Source organism: Paraburkholderia sp. GAS333, from assembly GCF_050435665.1.
GTDB lineage: Bacteria > Pseudomonadota > Gammaproteobacteria > Burkholderiales > Burkholderiaceae > Paraburkholderia > Paraburkholderia fungorum_A.
In genome coordinates this window covers 221172-238503 of record NZ_JBNDKS010000005.1, presented here as the reverse complement: position 1 = coordinate 238503, position 17332 = coordinate 221172, and the positions used below count along the sequence as shown (strand labels likewise).

The 17332-nt window shown below is 60.5% G+C and carries 14 protein-coding genes; 8 read left to right on the top strand and 6 right to left on the bottom strand.

Annotated features, from left to right (window positions below; translation table 11 throughout):
• Nucleotides 1-41: 41 nt before the first annotated feature.
• Nucleotides 42-1409, bottom strand: a complete 1368-nt coding sequence (locus tag ABH945_RS26070; protein ID WP_171910268.1) for an MFS transporter — start codon at nt 1407-1409, stop codon at nt 42-44.
• A 755-nt stretch (nt 1410-2164) separates the two neighbouring features.
• On the opposite strand from ABH945_RS26070, the gene ABH945_RS26065 reads away from it, so the two are divergent.
• Entirely contained in the window at nt 2165-4618 is a 2454-nt protein-coding gene (locus tag ABH945_RS26065) for a glycogen/starch/alpha-glucan phosphorylase (RefSeq protein ID WP_429252439.1), read from the top strand.
• Nucleotides 4619-4733: 115 nt separating this feature from the next.
• On the opposite strand, the gene ABH945_RS26060 is transcribed toward ABH945_RS26065, so the two are convergent.
• The 3 genes from ABH945_RS26060 to ABH945_RS26050 form a co-directional block, all read right to left on the bottom strand.
• Nucleotides 4734-4910 (bottom strand): hypothetical protein, encoded by a 177-nt coding sequence (locus ABH945_RS26060; RefSeq protein ID WP_171910269.1) that lies wholly within the window; start codon nt 4908-4910, stop codon nt 4734-4736.
• Nucleotides 4911-5072: 162 nt separating this feature from the next.
• Entirely contained in the window at nt 5073-6179 is a 1107-nt protein-coding gene (locus ABH945_RS26055) for a hypothetical protein (RefSeq protein WP_429252438.1), read from the bottom strand.
• 314 nt (nt 6180-6493) lie between these two features.
• Entirely contained in the window at nt 6494-6883 is a 390-nt protein-coding gene (locus tag ABH945_RS26050; RefSeq protein ID WP_429252437.1) for a DUF6232 family protein, read from the bottom strand.
• A 641-nt stretch (nt 6884-7524) separates the two neighbouring features.
• Between ABH945_RS26050 and ABH945_RS26045 the strand changes: the two genes are divergently transcribed.
• From ABH945_RS26045 to ABH945_RS26035, 3 genes are all read left to right on the top strand, one after another.
• On the top strand, nt 7525-9099 hold the full coding sequence (locus ABH945_RS26045) for an amidase (protein WP_429252436.1): 1575 nt from the start codon (nt 7525-7527) through the stop codon (nt 9097-9099).
• 235 nt (nt 9100-9334) lie between these two features.
• Nucleotides 9335-10483, top strand: a complete 1149-nt coding sequence (locus tag ABH945_RS26040; protein WP_429252435.1) for a transporter substrate-binding domain-containing protein — start codon at nt 9335-9337, stop codon at nt 10481-10483.
• Between the two features lie 10 nt (nt 10484-10493).
• Entirely contained in the window at nt 10494-11099 is a 606-nt protein-coding gene (locus ABH945_RS26035) for an ANTAR domain-containing response regulator (protein ID WP_429252434.1), read from the top strand.
• 58 nt (nt 11100-11157) lie between these two features.
• On the opposite strand, the gene ABH945_RS26030 is transcribed toward ABH945_RS26035, so the two are convergent.
• On the bottom strand, nt 11158-11766 hold the full coding sequence (locus ABH945_RS26030; RefSeq protein ID WP_074767641.1) for an ANTAR domain-containing response regulator: 609 nt from the start codon (nt 11764-11766) through the stop codon (nt 11158-11160).
• Complete coding sequence (locus ABH945_RS26025; RefSeq protein ID WP_429252433.1) at nt 11763-12929, bottom strand: transporter substrate-binding domain-containing protein; 1167 nt, start codon at nt 12927-12929, stop codon at nt 11763-11765. Before ABH945_RS26025 ends, ABH945_RS26030 begins: the two co-directional genes overlap by 4 nt.
• A 368-nt stretch (nt 12930-13297) precedes the next feature.
• Between ABH945_RS26025 and urtA the strand changes: the two genes are divergently transcribed.
• The 4 genes from urtA to urtD all read left to right on the top strand — a co-directional run bounded on the left by urtA (nt 13298) and on the right by urtD (nt 17331).
• On the top strand, nt 13298-14488 hold the full coding sequence (urtA, locus tag ABH945_RS26020; protein ID WP_074767645.1) for an urea ABC transporter substrate-binding protein: 1191 nt from the start codon (nt 13298-13300) through the stop codon (nt 14486-14488).
• A gap of 68 nt (nt 14489-14556) precedes the next feature.
• Nucleotides 14557-15459 carry an urea ABC transporter permease subunit UrtB gene (gene urtB, locus ABH945_RS26015; protein ID WP_429252432.1) on the top strand — a complete coding sequence of 301 codons (903 nt, stop codon included), beginning with the start codon at nt 14557-14559 and terminating at the stop codon, nt 15457-15459.
• Nucleotides 15460-15463: 4 nt separating this feature from the next.
• A complete protein-coding gene (urtC, locus tag ABH945_RS26010; RefSeq protein ID WP_074767649.1) occupies nt 15464-16597 on the top strand; it encodes an urea ABC transporter permease subunit UrtC in 1134 nt (377 codons plus the stop codon).
• A complete protein-coding gene (gene urtD, locus ABH945_RS26005) occupies nt 16594-17331 on the top strand; it encodes an urea ABC transporter ATP-binding protein UrtD (RefSeq protein ID WP_074767651.1) in 738 nt (245 codons plus the stop codon). Before urtC ends, urtD begins: the two co-directional genes overlap by 4 nt.
• The last annotated feature ends 1 nt before the right edge of the window (nt 17332 follow it).

Sequence of the window (17332 nt, the reverse complement as noted above, 5' to 3'; positions counted from 1 at the left end):
AAAGCAAAACGGGCGCGCTGTGTTGGCAGCGCGCCCGTTTTTTATTTCGCCGACGCCTTCACATGACCGCCCGCGCGATGCGACGGCGCGAACAGTCGCAATCCGCTCGCCAGGCTTGCCGCTCCGGCGAAGAACGCGCCCGCGCCGAGCGCGAGCGTCGGACCATGGCGGCCCGCGATCCCAAAGCTCAACGCGACCAGCGCCGCGCCCGTGGTCTGCCCGAGCAGCCGCGCGGTCGCGACGATCCCGCTGGCGCCGCCGCTGCGTTCCGGCGGCGCGCTGGCCATCAGCGCCTTCAGATTCGGCGACTGGAAAAAGCCGAAGCCCGCGCCGCAAACGGCCATCCGTATTCCGATGTCGAGCACATGCGGATGCGCGGGCAACAACGCCAGCGACGCCATCCCCGCCGACAACACCGCCAGTCCGATCGCGCCCAGCAAGCCAGGCGGATAGCGATCCGACAGATTGCCCGCGAGCGGCGCGGCCAGCGCTACCACCACGGGCCACGGCGTCATCAGGAAGCCGGTTTCGACCTGGCTCCGATGCAGCACATCTTCGAAATAGAACGGCAGCGACACGAACGCGAGACCTTGCGCGGCGAACGAACACACGGCTGTCAAAGCCGACAACGCGAACACCGGCCGCTTGAACAGATCGACCGGCAGCATCGGCGCGGGGTGGCCGCTTTCGCGGCGAATCATCAGGTAGCCGAACACCACGGCAATCGCCGCCGCGCTCAGCACCAGTTGCGTCGACGCCCGCTGTGCCGCTTCGCCGAGCGCAAAAATCAGCGCGGAGAAGGTGATCACGTTCAGCAGCGCGGCGACCGGATCGAAAGCGTGCTTGCCGCGCGTGGTCTGCGGCAGCGCCGGCCACGCGAAGGTCAGCGCGATCACGCCGAGCGGCACGTTCACGGCAAAGAGCCACGGCCAGGTCGCGAACGACAGGATCAGCGATGCCACCGTCGGCCCGACCGCGAACGACACGCCGACGATCAGCGCATTCACCCCGAGGCCGCGTCCGAGCCGGTGCGGCGGATAGAGATAGCGGATCAGCGCGGTATTCACGCTCATGATCGCGCTCGCGCCAAGACCTTGCAGGATGCGGGCGGCGGCGAGCAACGGCAGCGTCGAAGCCAGCGAGCACGCAAGCGACGCCACCGTGAACAGCGCAATGCCGCCGATGTAAATCCGCCGATGCCCGACGATATCGCCCAGCGCCGCGAGCGGCAGCAACGTGGCGACCAACGCAAGCTGGTACGCGTTGATGATCCACACCGAGGCAGCGGGCGCCGCGTGCAGATCGGCGGCGATGGTGGGCAGGGCGGTGTTGGCGATTGCCGTGTCGAGCGTCGCGAGGGCGACGGCGAGCATGATCGCCGTCATTGCGCGTCGATTGGCGGCGGACATGGGGCCGTCCGCGGGAAGTGTTGATTCGATCGTGGCGCTGGGTTTATCGGACAACGCGAGACTCGTCGGGTTATGCATGCCGTATAGCGCGACGTGTCTGCGAGAGACGCGGCGCGGGTGTGATAAGCGGCAGGGTTTGCGTGAGATGAAATGCGCAGGCCCTTACAACAAGGGAGGCCATGCGCGCGGCGAATGTAGCGATTGTTACAGAGACGCGCCAAGTCTGCTGCGCGGCGCTCGCTCAGAAAGCTGTTCGTATGCGTGCCCGTTTGAATCTCAATTTACGCAACTAACTGTCAGGTGCGGGAAGCATCTACGAAACTGATCTGCTCTCACCTTGTCACACGCGTTTCCAGCACAACCGTTCAGCAGATGAAGGAGGTGATTTGACCACGACTCGTAGCGATCCACTTGTTCATGCACGCGACATGACCTCGACATGTAGCGAAAAAATAATGACGTTGCCAGGCTCGCAAAAACCTTCACGGATGCGCAATCGTTTGCCTGATTTGTGCGAGCCGATGCACGCGCGCAGTGCTGTCCCGACGCGATTTGCACCGCCCGTGTGCGCAAAACCGGCGCAGCGGCGCGTGTCGCCGGGCATGGCATGTGCGTGAGCAAGCGCTCGCACCGGCCGGTGTCCGGCAGCCGTAAAATGTCCTACTCTGTTTGTTAACCCGCCTGACCGGCACGCGCCTCCCGTCCGTCACCTGTGCGGTTCGCGTATGTCGCGTCGTTCTTTCCCGGAGGCTTCGATGACAGCCGTCGATCTGGAATTCGACCAGCTCAACAGTACCGTCGACGCGCTACGGCGCTCAATTTCCAATCGCATGATGTACGGCGTCGGCAAGGACGCCGTCACCGCGCATCCGCATGACTGGCTGCACGCGGCGGCGCTTGCTGTGCGCGACCGGCTGGTTGCGCGCTGGATGAAAACCACGCGCCTGCAATACGAACAGGACGTCAAACGCGTCTATTACCTGTCGATGGAATTCCTGATCGGCAGAACCTTTACGAATGCGTTGCTCGCGCTCGGCATTCACGATCAGATGAAGGAAGCGCTCGCGAGTCTCGGTGTGGATATGGACACGCTGACCGATATCGAGCCCGACGCCGCGCTCGGCAACGGCGGCCTCGGCCGTCTCGCGGCCTGTTTTCTCGATTCGATGGCGACGCTCGGCATCCCCGGTTTCGGCTACGGGATTCGCTACGAGTATGGGATGTTCCGTCAGGAGATCGTCAACGGCGAGCAGGTCGAGGCGCCGGATTACTGGTTGCGCGCGGGCAATCCGTGGGAATTTCCGCGCTCCGAGATCAAGTACATGGTGCACTTCGGCGGCCGCACGGTGCAGCGTGGCGAACACGTCGAGTGGATCGACACCCAGCACGTGAACGCGACCGCTTACGATACGGTCATTCCAGGCTACGCGACCGACGCGACCAACACGCTGCGTTTGTGGTCCGCGCGTGCGACCGAAGAACTCGATCTCGGCGCGTTCAATCGCGGCGATTATCGGAATGCGGTCGATACGAAGAACATGTCGGAGAACGTGTCGCGTCTGCTGTATCCGGACGACTCGACACCGGCCGGCCGCGAATTGCGTTTGCGTCAGGAGTACTTTTTCGTCTCGGCGACGATGCAGGATCTGATTCGCCGATATCAACGCACGCACAGTACATTCGGGCGTTTTAGCGAAAAGGTCGCGGTGCATCTGAACGATACGCACCCCGTGCTTGCGATTCCCGAGTTGATGCGTTTGCTGGTGGACATACATCATCTGCCTTGGGACAAGGCGTGGAAACACGTCACGCAGATCTTCTCGTACACGAATCACACGTTGATGCCCGAAGCGCTCGAAACGTGGGACGTCGAGATGCTTGCACGTTTGCTGCCGCGCCATCTCGAGATTATCTTCGAGATCAATGCGCAGTTTTTGAAGCACGTGAGCGAGCAGTCGGGGCACGACGGCGAGATGATCCGCCGCATTTCTCTCGTCGACGAATACGGGCAGCGGCGCGTGCGAATGGCGTATCTGGCGATCGTCGCGAGTCACAAGGTGAACGGCGTGTCGAAGCTGCATTCGCAACTGATGACACGCGATATCTTTGCCGACTTCGCGCGCGTCTATCCCGACCGCTTCACGAATGTGACCAATGGCATTACGCCGCGTCGCTGGCTTGCACAGGCGAGTCCGTCGTTGTCGTCGCTGATCGATCAGCAGATCGGCAAACATTGGCGCAGCAATCTGTTCGAGCTGGAGCAACTGCGAAATCTGCGCACCGATAGCGGTTTTATCGACGCGTTCCGCGAGGCCAAGCGGCAGAGCAAATTGCGGCTTGTGCATCGGCTCGCGCATCACACGAAGCTGCATTTCGATCCGGAAGCGCTGTTCGATTTGCAGGTCAAACGTATTCACGAATACAAGCGGCAACTGCTCAACCTGCTGCATGTGATCGTGCGATACAACCAGATTCGCGAGAACCCCGAGCGCGACTGGGTGCCGCGTGTCGTGCTGTTCGCGGGCAAAGCGGCGTCCGCGTACCGGATGGCGAAGACGATCATCAAACTGATCGGCGATGTCAGTCAGAAGGTCAATCACGATCCGCTGGTCGGCGACCGGTTGAAGGTGGTGTTCGTGCCGAACTACGGCGTGAGCGTTGCCGAGTTGATCATTCCGGCCGCCGATCTGTCCGAGCAGATTTCGATGGCCGGCACGGAGGCATCTGGCACCGGCAACATGAAGCTCGCGCTCAACGGTGCGCTGACGATCGGCACGATGGACGGCGCGAACATCGAGATCTGCGATGCGGTAGGCCGCGAGAACATTTTCATCTTCGGCCATACCGCTGATGAAGTGGATTCGTTGCGCGCGACCGGTTACCGGCCACGGCAAATCTACGAGGACAACGCGGAACTGCGCATGGCGCTCGACCAGATTCGCACAGGCTTTTTCTCACCGGACGACCCGCTGCGCTTCTCGGACATCTTCCACACGCTGGTCGATTGGGGCGATCACTACATGGTGCTCGCCGACTTCGCGGCATTCGCGAAAGCGCAGGACGAAGTGGACGCGCGTTTCGTCGACAAGCGCGCGTGGACTGAGAGCGCGATCGAGAACGTCGCCGGCATGGGGCAGTTTTCTTCGGACCGTACGATCGGCGAATATGCGCGAAACATCTGGCACGTGAATCCGCTGAATATGGAATGACGATTCTTTAGCGAAGAAACGGAAAAGGCCGTGCGCAATTCCAATGCGCACGGCCTTTTTGATGAAGCCTTGCAGATTGCAGCGTGAGCCTATCTATCCGGCTCGCGTTTCGGCTTTACCACCTGCCATGTCCGCCGTAATAACCGCCCCCGACGCCCACGCTAATGCTAGGCGCGGCATAGTAGCCCGGCGCGTAGCCATAGGCCGGAGCCGGGGCGTAAGCGTAAGGCGGCGCGACGACACAACCGGCGAGACCCACTGCACATAACGTTGCTATCAATAGTCTGATCATGATTTCCTCCCTTTGCAGGCTTTAGCATTGGAGAAATTGCACGCGCGATTCGTTCGGTCGCGCATGTGACGGCAAATTACCTACGCGAGCTTTTGCAGGGCTTCATTAACAGTTGCTTACGTTCATGCGTGTTGATCGGCCGGATTGACTCGGCGACGCCGCTCAGGGCGCAAAGCTCTCGCTCTCCTTCGCCGCATACAACCCCAACTGACCGCGCGAAAAATCGAACAGCACGTCAATGTTCTGCATCGCCATCAAGCCCACCACGATGCGGTTCGTATCCGGCTTCGCCTTGACGATCGTCACCTGGGCCTTCTCGTAGCGGTGCGTCCACGACCCCACGCCGATCGCCGTCTCATAGTTGCCCCGGTTGAGAACCTTGCCGATCTCGTCGTCGCCAGTCCAGGTCGGAGCCTTGTCCATTTCGATGCGGATCATCCCGGAGGTGCCGGTCGCGAACACCAGCGGCGCGCAGAAGGTCATCTTGTCGCCGACCCGTACGCAGCCGGTGGGCCATTGCGACGCGCCATTTTTCGACGCCGCCATCGGCACCATCGTGTAGCCCTTCGTGAGCGCGTCCGACGGATTCAGCAGCAGAAACGGCTTCGCGACGTTCGCGCGCACGAGGTACCGTTGACCGATGCTGCCCGGCAGCGCGCGCAACGGTTGTGTGCAGCAATTCTCGCCGGGTAGGTCGGCACCGACGCCCGCGATACCGGAAAACGCCCAGCCGAATTCGCCGGTATAGCCGTCGATGGCGACGCAACCACGCGCGCCGGACTGGCAGCGCACGGTATCGACAGCCTGCACGACGACCGGCGCGGCTTTCGTGGCGGCCACGCTGAACGGCACGGTGACCAGCGACCCCACCACCTCGGAGCCGTTCGCGAGCGCGTGCGACGTGACGCCACCGGCGCCTGGATAGCTCGACCCCGGCAGCGCCGAGCGCAGCACACGCACGCCTTGCGTGCCGGTGTCCAATGCGACATAGCGCGGCGTGCCGTCGAGCTGGACCGGCAGGCCGAGGCGCGCGTGATCCTCGTCGGCGCGCTCGACGTGCAGCGGAATCAGCAGGCCGTCACGTCCGCCGTTGATTAGCGTGGCATTGACGGCGGGCGGCGTGGGCGGCGGAAAGGTGGTGCCGCAGCCGGTCAGCGCGACAGAGGCGAGCAGCATGGCCGCACTGGCGCGACGCCGATTGATCGACAGGAAGGCTGGCAAACGAAGACGAACATACCGGCGGGCGGCATCGAGAGAAGGCAGGGACATGGATCACGCTTCGCAAAAGGGCGGGTCCCTGACCGGGCGCGGCATCGTTGGCGGTAAGCCGGGTGCCGGACGGTGCCTGCGGCGATCGCCATGTGGATGGCCGCAGCGTAGCGGAGAAGCCGGGCGCTTGCGAAAGCCCGCGGGGAAGGGACACGCGATGACAGGAGCGGCGACTCTACAGGGCCGCTCGAGTGAGATTGCAAAGATGTGTCAACGTGCAACGACGGTTTGTTGGCCGCCGTCGCAGGGCGGCGATCGACGGACGCAATCGCCTGGCCGATGTGCGCGTAAAAGCGGATCGAGCGCGCGGCGGCTCAGGTTTTCGCAGCCGCGGCTGCGGCCTTCGCTTCATTGACGGCCGCGCTGACCCGTTCGACAAACTCGCGATCGGTGCTCATGAGCGCCTCACGTTCGCCGGTGGCCGTCTGCACGATCAGACGATGCGTGATGTCCTGCGTCGCCCACGTGAGCCAGCCGACAACGGTCAGCATGACGCCGCACACGATGCCGACCGGCGAGCGGAATATCCCGCCGACTACAGCGCCGACCAGGCCGATCAGCGAAATAAGGCGCGGCAGCAGTTTGTTTTTCGGCACGGTGACGACCTGCACGCCGACGATGTCGCGCAGCGGAAAGACCTGTCCGGCCGACGAGAGTGCGTTACGTGTGACCGACACGCCGCGATCATTGAAAGGGGTTTCCATCGAGTCGAATACTAACGTTAGCAAAGCGCGCAGCGTACCAGACATTGGCCGGCTGAAGCGATGGGTTTTCGACGCTGTAATTCCTTGTCACATTGCGCGCGGGTATCGCGTGGCCCAAGTTGAATGCCACGGATTCTATGACTGGATTTTCGCGCTGCCCATGATCGCGGTCATGCGAACACGCGACCGGGTCGATTGCTTTCCCATATTCCATATCTGCTCGCGAATTTTTCGATTGGCAAGTCGGTAGTGCGTAGCATTTTTTGAACGATCTCATAGTTCTCTTTTATCCAGCAGGCAGCGCCGTCCACTTGACGCGCGCATTTTGCCATGCAATATTCAACGCACCGCGCGGTCTCCTCTCAGGCCACCGCCGGTACGGGGAACACAGTAAAGTTTCCTTTGTGATCGAGGCATGCGGTTCCCTCGCCTCCATCCACCCTGACAACGGCGTCAGATTCCCTTCAGGCAGTGTCCTTTCACTTCGCGGCTGCAAGCTCGCGTTGCGGTGACGTGTTTTCGCGCGCATCGCGCCTGAAACGATCCTCAATTTTCCAGTCGCGTCGACTGTTCAGTCGGCCGCCACCTGCGCGGCCGGCTCGCGATCGACGTTGAACCGACGTTCCCTATCGGACTTGAACATGACACATGACGTTTCAACGATACAGCCTGGCACGAATCACAAAGCCGACATCGATCTGTCGACGCTCACCGTGCAATTGGTGCAGGAAGGCTTCGCGGCTGGGCGTTTTACCGCGGAGTCGCTTGCGCGAGCCTGCTTCGAACAGATCGAGACTTATAACGCGAAATACAACGCGATCATTTTCCTGAACGAGGCCGCTCTCGACGATGCACGCGAGATCGACCGGCGACGCGCAGCTGGCGAGGTGCTGGGGCCTCTTGCGGCCGTGCCGGTCGTCATCAAGGATCCGATGGACATGGTCGGCTTTCCGACCACGGCGGGCTGGTCGCAGCTCTACAGCAAAACCGGTGGCGTCGACCTGATGCCAGCCACCGACGCACCCGTCGTGGCCCGCATGCGCGCGGCCGGAGCGATCATGCTCGGCAAGACCAACGTGCCTGTTCTAAGCCATTCCGGCACGCATGCAAACGACAGTTGGGCCGGTCCCACGTTGAACGTCGTGATTCCTGACCGCGTGCCGGGCGCGAGCAGCGCGGGCACGGCGGCGGCCGTCGCAGCGGCAATGGCGGTATTGGGGCTCGCCGAGGAAACGGGTGGCTCGATCCAGAACCCGGCGTCATCGCAGGACCTGGTGGGGATCAAGCCGACCATCGGACTCGTCCCCAACGCGGGCGTGGTGCCGCTGTCCGGCAATCGCGACGTGGTCGGCCCGATCGCGCGCACGGTGCGCGACGCGGCGCTGTGCCTCGACGTGCTGGCCGGCTATTCGTCTGAAGACCCCAAGACCCTGGCATCGGTCGGACATCAGCCGGAAGGGGGCTATACGGCCGCGCTAAGTGTCGATTCGTTGAAGGGCAAGCGCATCGGTCTTTATGGCGCGGGTTGGCGCACGCAGCCGTTGTCGGAAGAAGCGGCGCAACTGTACGAACGCGCGAAGCAGGAACTGGAAGCGGCGGGCGCGATTCTCGTCGACGATCCGTTCGCGGGATCGGACTTCGCGGCCTTGCGCGAGCCGACCTTGCCGCTGCCCAATTTCGACGCGCGCGGTCTCGAGTCGATTCCTTACGACGTGCATCAATATCTGCAACGACTGGGTCCGGATGCTGCGCTGAAGACCTTCGACGACTTCGCTAAAGCCACTGCATCGCAAAACGCGTTTGGTCCGGGAGGCGTGTTGAATTTCATGCACACGTTGCCGGAATTCGTCGCTGCACTCGCCAATCCGACGGCGCCGCCGGATATCTCCGGCTTCATCGCATTGAAGGCGAGTTATCTGCGGATTTTCAACGCGGTGATGGACGGCCAGCAGATTGATGCACTCGCGTTTCCGCAAATGCGCTGCGAACTGCCGCCGCTTCACGGGAAGGAGACGATCCAGGAAACCACGGTGGGTGAAATCAACATCGCGGGTTTGCCGGGTGTCACGGTGCCGGCCGGGTACTACGCATCGGGCTCGCCGTTCGGCATCATTTTCGTCGGGCGTCAGTGGGACGAGGCCGCACTGATCGCGATGGCCTACGCGTACGAGCAGGCGACGCAACATCGCAAGGCACCTGCGTTGACGTCGGTGTGAAGGGCGAATAGGGTCCCGACATGCCCGGCGTAATTTTGATTCGATTGACGATGCGAGCGTCGTAATGCTATAAAAATAGCGCGATGCCGCTTCTCGATGAGGCCGCATCACCTAGTTACGGCGTGTCGTTCAACGCCAAGGGCAACGAAGCCCCGTCCCGCACTCAGGTGTGGGACGGGGCTTTTTTTTCGCCGTCTCGCGGGCATACAAGGCTTCAATCCGTCAGGATTTTTTGATGAGCAACTCGGTATGGAAGGTCGGCGTTCTGTTCTCGGAGACGGGTGTAACCGCTGCCGTGGAGAAAACGCAGCGTGCGGCGACGCTGCTCGCAATCGACGAAATCAACCGTCGCGGCGGTGTTCATGGGCGTCAGATTCAGGCCATTGCGTACGATCCGCGGGCCAGGCCCACGCTGTTTCGCGACTACGCGCGCCGGTTGTGCGACGAGGACGGTGTCAGGATTATCTTCGGCTGCAAGATGTCTAGCGCACGCAAGGCGGTGCTGCCTGTGGTCGAGGCGCGCGAGGCGCTTCTGTTTTATCCGACCCTGTACGAAGGCTTCGAATACTCGCAGCACTGCATTTATACGGGCGCCGCGCCCAATCAGAATTCAGTGCAACTGGTGAACTATCTCGCCACGCACTACGGAAAGCGGGTGTATCTGATCGGCTCGAATTACGTGTTTCCTTATGAGTCGAACCGTGTGGTGGGTGAGTTGTTCAGGCTGGCTGGCGGCTGCGTTGCCGGAGAACGATATCTGCCGCTAGCAGTCGAGCAGGCCGATATTGAAAGCGCACTGGCCGCGATCGACGCCGCGCAACCGGACGTGATCTATTCGAGTCTGGTCGGCGATGGAACGGCTTTGTTCTACGACGCATATCGCCGCCATGGCTTCGATCCGGCCACGATGCCAATAGGCAGTCTCTCGACTAACGAAGCCGAAATTGCCCAGATGCAGCCGGGTTCGGCCGAAGGGCATATCGTTGCAGCGCCTTATTTCAGCACCTTGTCTACCGAACGGAATGCGGATTTTCTTGCCGCGATGGCTCGTGCGGGAGGTGTCGGCATGCCGGTAACGAGTAACGCGGAAGCGGCCTATTTTCAGGTGCATCTATTCGCGAAGGCGCTCGAACTGTCGCACAGCGACCGCATCGAGCCGCTGCTTGACGCGCTCTACAGTATCGATTTCGACGCGCCTCAGGGCACGGTCCGCGTCGAGCGGGAAAACAACCACACCTATCTATGGCCGAAGGTCGGACGTGTCAACGCACGCGGCACGATCGACGTCGTATTCGACCCGGGCCGCTGCGTAAGGCCCGACCCTTTCATGATCGATTTACAGCCACAGGCGGCGCTGCTGAATGCGTCCGTCGTGGTGCACTGAGAGAGGCGTCATGTCGGCATTTCTGCGCGATCTACGAGGTCTGAATGTGCTTACCGTGAATCCGGAGGATTCCGAGGGGCAGTTCCTGATCACTCATTTGCGGCGAATCGGCTGTCGCGTCAATAGCGTCTGGCCGATTCCCGATACGCTGCCGCCCGCTGTGGATGTCGTATTCCTGTCGATTCACGACGAAGCGCTCCCGGCGGTGCGCAAGCTGCTGCAATCGGTCAAGGACGCGGGGCCCACGATGATCGCCATCGTCAATTATGAAAACCCGGCGATTCTACAGATCGTGCTGGAATCGCGGTTCTTCGCGGTGATCGAGCGTCCGTTGCGTGCGTTCGGATTGCTCGCCAATCTGGCGATAGCGCGCACGCTGTGGAAGCAGTATCAGCAGACCCTGAAAGACAGTCACCGGTACAAGCGCCGCGCGTTGGGAGATCAGGCGGTGGCGCGTGCAAAGGTCATTCTGATGGCGTCCGGATTGGATGAGTCGCAAGCACACAACGAGATCAGGACGCGGGCGCAGGCCGCACGAATGCCGATCGAAGCGTTTGCGAAATCTATTGTGAGCGGCAATGCGGTGTCGTCGGAGAAAGCGGGAGGAATGCGGTAACAATGCGGTAACAACCGCGCGACGCCCTGGCCGAATCAGTGCCCGGCGCCGCGCGGTTTCAAAGCTTTAGCAGACTGCTCGCCTTGATGATCGAGTTCGCGACCTGTTCGATGGGCGTGCGCTCGGCCATCGATTTTGCGCGCAGCAGTTCATACGCCTTCTCTTCGGAGATCGCGTTGGTCTCGCTCAGAATCGCTGTAGCGCGCTGGATATGGCGCCGCTCGCTGGTTTTTTCGTCGGTCCGTTTGAGGCGCCGCTCCATCTGCTGACGGCTGCGATGCTGGAATGTAGTCACTGCAATCGCGGTCAGCACGCCGAACGAGCGCACGGGCGACGGAATCACGCAATGCGCCTGCAACAGCATCACAGCTTCGATGATGATCGGGTTTTCGTAGGTCACAACCGGTATTACAGGAGGCGCACCTTTGCGTTCGCGCCACGTCAGTTCGACCGCAAGTGACTCGGGACGCACGGCGAGAAACACCAGGTCGATGTCGTCGGGCAAGTCATCGGCGCGCGGCCAGAAGGTCTGGATGCTGCAGCCGATACGGTTCAGTTGCGCGAGCAGCTCTTCGCGGTCTTCGTCGTCGGGATGAATGACGGCGACCTTGAGCGACCTGATGTCGCGAAGAATTTCCGGCGTGCGTGCGGTGTAAGGGGCCTTCATTCGCTGGCCTCTTCCGTATTCGCTTGCGTGGCGTCGGCTTCGTCGAGGCTATACGAAATGACGAACGGGTCGGCGCGAACCCAGTTGGGCGCTTCGTGGATGATGTCGAACTGTCCATGCCGGTTGAGCCTGCCGATGCGCGGGCGCAGATACGTATGATGGTTCTGCTCGTCGATCCGTACGCGCCCTTGTGGCGCGTCGAGTTCCATGCCAGGAAGCGTGTGAAGCAACGCATCGGGATCGGCGTTGCCGGTGCGCCGCATGGCGTCCGCGAGCAGATGCATCTGAAAATAGGCTGCTTCCCAGCACATATCGGTCACGACCTCGTCACCGAACCGGCGTTTGAAGCGCGTGATCACATCCCGATTGACCGCGGTGTCGACCGACTGGAAATACGGGGCCGACGTGATATGTCCTTCGCCGAGGTCGGCCCCCATCGCCGTGAATTCGGTCTCTGTCGTGGACAACGTTGCAATCGGGCATTTGCACGGATCGAGGCCGGCTTCGGCGTAGGCGCGATAGAGATGCGCCATGCCCATGCCGACCACCGTGGAATAAATGAAGTCCGGTTCGGCCGCGACAATCTTCTTCACGACTTCCTGATAGCTCGGATAGTCGGCGTTCAGCGGCAGGTAGATTTCTTCGAGCTTCTCACCGCCGTTTTCGAAGATCAGGTCGCTCATGACGCGATTGGCCTCGTACGGGTAGATGTAATCCGAGCCGACCATGAACACGCGTTTGCCGTGATGTTTCAACATATAGCCCGCTAGCGGCAGGCTGTTCTGATTCGGCGCCGCACCGGTGTAGATCACGTTGCGGCTGCACTCGAAGCCCTCATACAGCGTGGGGTAGAGCAGCAGCGCGTTGTGCCGTTCGAGGATCGGCAACACGGCCTTGCGTGTACTCGACATATAGCAGCCGACGATCACGCGGGTCTGCGCGCCGGCGATCATTTCGTTCATCAGTTCCGCGTAACGCGCGGGGCGTGACTCGGTATCGCACAGAATCAACTGCAATTCGCGGCCGTCGATGCCGCCCGCTGCGTTGATCTCTTCGGTTGCGAAGATGGTGGCGCGTTGCTGCGACGATTCGATGGGAGCGGTGACACCGCTTGCAGAGAAGAGAACGCCGACCTTGATCGGGTCCCGGTTGGATTGGGTCATGTCGATTGTCTGAACAGAAGAGCCGGAATTACGTTGTGCACATCAGTGCACGCATAGTGCAGTTGCACTGATGTGTAGCGCAATCGCACTGCACGTGTGCAAGGATAAGTGCAAACGTGAATATACGCATAGTGCGTGACGCTAAGAAAATACCGTACGTCAGCACGTATCCGGAAGAGTTTTGTTTTTCGCCGTTGCTGGCACAGTCGTTGCATTAAGATAATCGACCACGGGACACAGTCCCCTCGTCATACCGAATACCGCGTTACCGGACAAAGGCGTCCGGTGGTGCACCGGCCGCCAAAGCCCGAAGTCCAGCGTTAGCTGGCTTCGGGCTTTTTTTTGTCTTCAACTTTTGAAAGAGCGCAATGAAAGCAAATCGTCGCACGTTTATCAAGAATGCTCTGGCCGCTGCCGCCGCAACGGCGCTGCCCGCAGCCGCTACGTTTGGAAGCCGTTCGGCGATGGCCGCCGAACCGATCAAGGTCGGGATTCTGCACTCGCTGACTGGCACGCTCGCGATTGCAGAAGCGCATATCGTCGATGCCGAGAAGATGGCGATCGACGAACTCAATGCAAGCGGCGGCGTGCTCGGCCGTCCTTTGCAACCGATCGTCGAAGACGGCGCGAGCGACTGGCCGACCTTTGCCGAGAAAGCTCAGAAGCTGCTCGAGAGCGACAAGGTTTCGGTGATCTTCGGCTGCCATACATCGGCGTCGCGTAAGGCCGTATTGCCGGTGATGGAGCGCTATAACGGGCTGCTTTACTACCCTTGTTATTACGAGGGGCTGGAGATGTCGAAGAACATCATGTACACCGGACAGGAGGCGACACAGTCGGTGATTCCCGCGATCAACTGGCTCGCGAAGAACAAGGGCAAGAAGTTCTTCCTGATCGGTTCCGACTACGTGTGGCCGCGCACGATCAACCGTATCGCGCACCCGGTGGTCGCGAAGGCAGGCGGCACGGTGGTCGGTGAAGATTATTTCCCACTGGGCGCAGTCGAGTTCTCGTCGGTGATCAACAAGATCAAGGCAGCGAAACCGGATGTGATCCTGTCGACGATTGTCGGCGGCTCGAATGTGGCGCTGTTCAAGCAGTTGAACTCCGCGGGCATCACCGGCAAGAACCAGGCAATCATGGCGCTCGCTGTCAGCGAAGAAGAAGCGTACGGCATCGGCAAGGAGAACCTTGTCGGCGTGATGAGCTGCATGGGTTACTTCCAGAGTATCGACACGCCCGCCAACAAGACCTTTGTTTCCGCATTCAAGAAGCGTTATGGCGCGGACCGCGTGGTCGGCGACACGATGGAAGCGAGCTATACGTCGGTCCATTTATGGAAGCTGGCAGCAGAAAAGGCGGGTGGATTGCAGGTGGAAAAAGTCGTGGCGGCGTCGTCGGGTCTTGAATGGGATGCACCGGAAGGGCACGTCAAATTTCACGCGACTAATCATCACCTGTGGAAACACGCACGAATCGGCGCGTTCCGCCCGGATGGCCAGGTCGACATTCTGTACGAGTCGCCATTGCTCGAACCGAATCCGTTTCCGAAGCTTTAAGCGGCTGTCGCGTCTTTGCCACCTGGCGTGGATGCAGCACGTCCACGCCCATTCTCGCGTTTTTGCAAATGACACTCGATACCTTTCTTCCGCAGATTTTCAACGGCCTCTCTCTGTTCACCGTGCTGGCGCTGATGGCGCTGGGTCTGTCGATCGTGTTCGGCCTGATGGGCGTGATCAACATGGCGCACGGCGAGTTGATGGCGCTCGGTGCGTACATGACGTATCTGTCGTCGCAGGTGTTCCAGCGTTTCGCGCCTTCGGTGATGGGCGCGTATTTCATCGTCGGCATAGCGGTGGCGTTCGTTACCACCTTCGCGGTGGGTCTGCTGCTGGAGCGCGTGATGATCCGGCATCTGTACAAACGGCCGCTCGACACGATGCTTGCGACATGGGGTCTTTCGCTCGTGATGCAGCAGCTATTCCGGCAAATTTTCGGACCGGTGGACGTCAGCGTGCCGACGGTGAGCTGGCTGCAGGGCGCATGGAGTGCGACGGCCAATACGGCCATTCCGCTGAGCCGACTGTTCATCATCGGACTGACCGCGGTGGTTGCGATTGCCGTCTATCTATTCCTGTTTCGCAGCCGATGGGGCTTGCGTATTCGCTGCGTGATGCAAAACCGTCCGATGGCGGGCGCGGCGGGCATCAACGTCGCGCGGGTGGATGCCGTGACATTTGCGCTCGGTTGCGGACTCGCGGGGATCGCCGGTAGTGCGTTGACCTTGCTTGCATCGACGGGACCCGTGACAGGGCAGCAATACATTGTCGACACGTTCATCGTCGTCGTGTTCGGTGGCGTCGAAAGTTTGCTCGGTACTTTCCTGTCGGCCTTTTCGATTGGACAGATGCAGTCGCTATTCGAGTTGTTCCTGAGTGGCTCGATGGCCAAGGCAGCGATTCTGATGCTGGTGATCGTCGCGCTGTATTTCCGCCCGAATGGTCTGTTCGCTCTAAAGATGAGACGGTGAATTCATGAAAAACGCTTCTTCTGCTTCGCTCCCGCGTGCGTCGTCGCCGTTTGCGGCGACCGGCGCGAACCTGATCGCACTCTCTGGACGTTACAGCTTCGTGCTGCTCGCGGCGCTGCTGCTTGTCGCCATTCCGTTACTGTGCGGTGTATTCCGGCTCGGTCTTTACGCCAAGTATCTGAGCTTCGCTTTCTGTGCGGTGGGTCTGGTGTTGACCTGGGGTTACGGCGGCATTCTGAGCCTTGGGCAAGGCATTTTCTTCGGGCTCGGCAGCTACATGATGGCGATGTACATGAAGCTCGAAGCGAGCGCGGCAGATCCAGCCGCTGCCGTATTCGGCGGCGACGGCCCACCTGTGCCCGACTTCATGACGTGGAACAGCATCACGACATTACCCACCTGGTGGCAGCCGTTCACGCATATCTGGTTTGTGATACCCGCGATCCTGATCCTGCCGGCGCTGGTTGCGTTCGTTCTCGCCTATGCCAATTTCCGCAAGCGTGTGGGTGGCGTGTACTTCTCGATCGTCACGCTGGCGCTCGCGTCGATCATGTCGATTGTGATCATTGGGCAGCAGGGTTACACGGGCGGTATCAACGGCATTACCAATTTGCCGACGTTTATGGGCTATAGCGTTCAGAGCAATACCGCCGTCTACGTGATGTACTACGTTGGCGCAGTGCTGCTGTTACTGGCGGTTCTGGTGAGCGGATTTATCGTGCGCAGCCGGCTCGGCAAGGTACTGGTCGCAATTCGCGATCGTGAAGATCGTATCCGCTTTTCCGGCTACGACCCGGCGCTGTTCAAGGGCTTTATTTTTGCCGTGGCCGCATTGTTCTCGGCGATTGGCGGTGCGCTGTTCACGATGCAGGTGGGATTCGCATCGCCCTCGTTGTGCGGCATCGTGCCGTCGATCGAAATGGTGATTTATGCGGCCGTCGGCGGGCGTCTGTCGCCGATCGGCGCGGTGTACGGCGCACTCGTGGTGGGCGTCGCGAAGAGCTACCTGTCAGAGCATTTTGTCGGCTTCTGGGTGTACCTGATCGGCGCACTGTTTATCTTCGTGCCGATGTTCCTGCCGAAGGGGCTCGCGGGTCTGCTGCAATCGTCGCCGGAAGAAAAAGGGAGCGCGCAATGAGTCAGATGATTCTTTCGGTAGAAAACCTGACGGTGAGTTTCGACGGTTTCAAAGCGGTCGACGACTTGAACTTCTACGTCGAAACCAACGAACTGCACGTCGTAATCGGACCGAACGGGGCGGGCAAGACTACGCTGCTGGACATGATTTGCGGCAAAACCAAACCGACAGCCGGCACGATCTCGTTCAAGGGGCTCAACCTTGAACGGATGCTCGAATATCAGATCACGAGAGCCGGTGTCGGGCGCAAGTTTCAGAACCCGATGGTCTACGAGGAACTCACCGTTGAAGAGAATCTGGAGATCTCCTATCCGCACAAGCGCGATGTATTCGGCAGTCTGTTTTTCCGGCGCGATGCGCGATTGCGGGATCGTATCGATCAGACAGCAGAGGAGATTTTCCTCGGCGATCAATTGAAGCGTCGCGCGGGGCTGCTGTCGCATGGTCAGAAGCAATGGCTTGAAATCGGCATGTTGCTGATGCAGGAGCCGGACCTGCTGTTGCTGGACGAACCCGTGGCCGGCATGAGCGCGAAAGAACGCGAACTGACCGGCGAATTGCTGAAACGTATTGCGCAAGGGCGCTCGGTGGTGGTGATCGAGCATGACATGGAGTTCGTCAAGGCGATCGCGCATAAGGTGACGGTGCTGCACCAAGGCAAGAAGCTTGTTGAAGGGTCGATGAGCAAGGTGCAAAGCGATCCGCGCGTCATTGAAGTTTATCTGGGGCACTGAC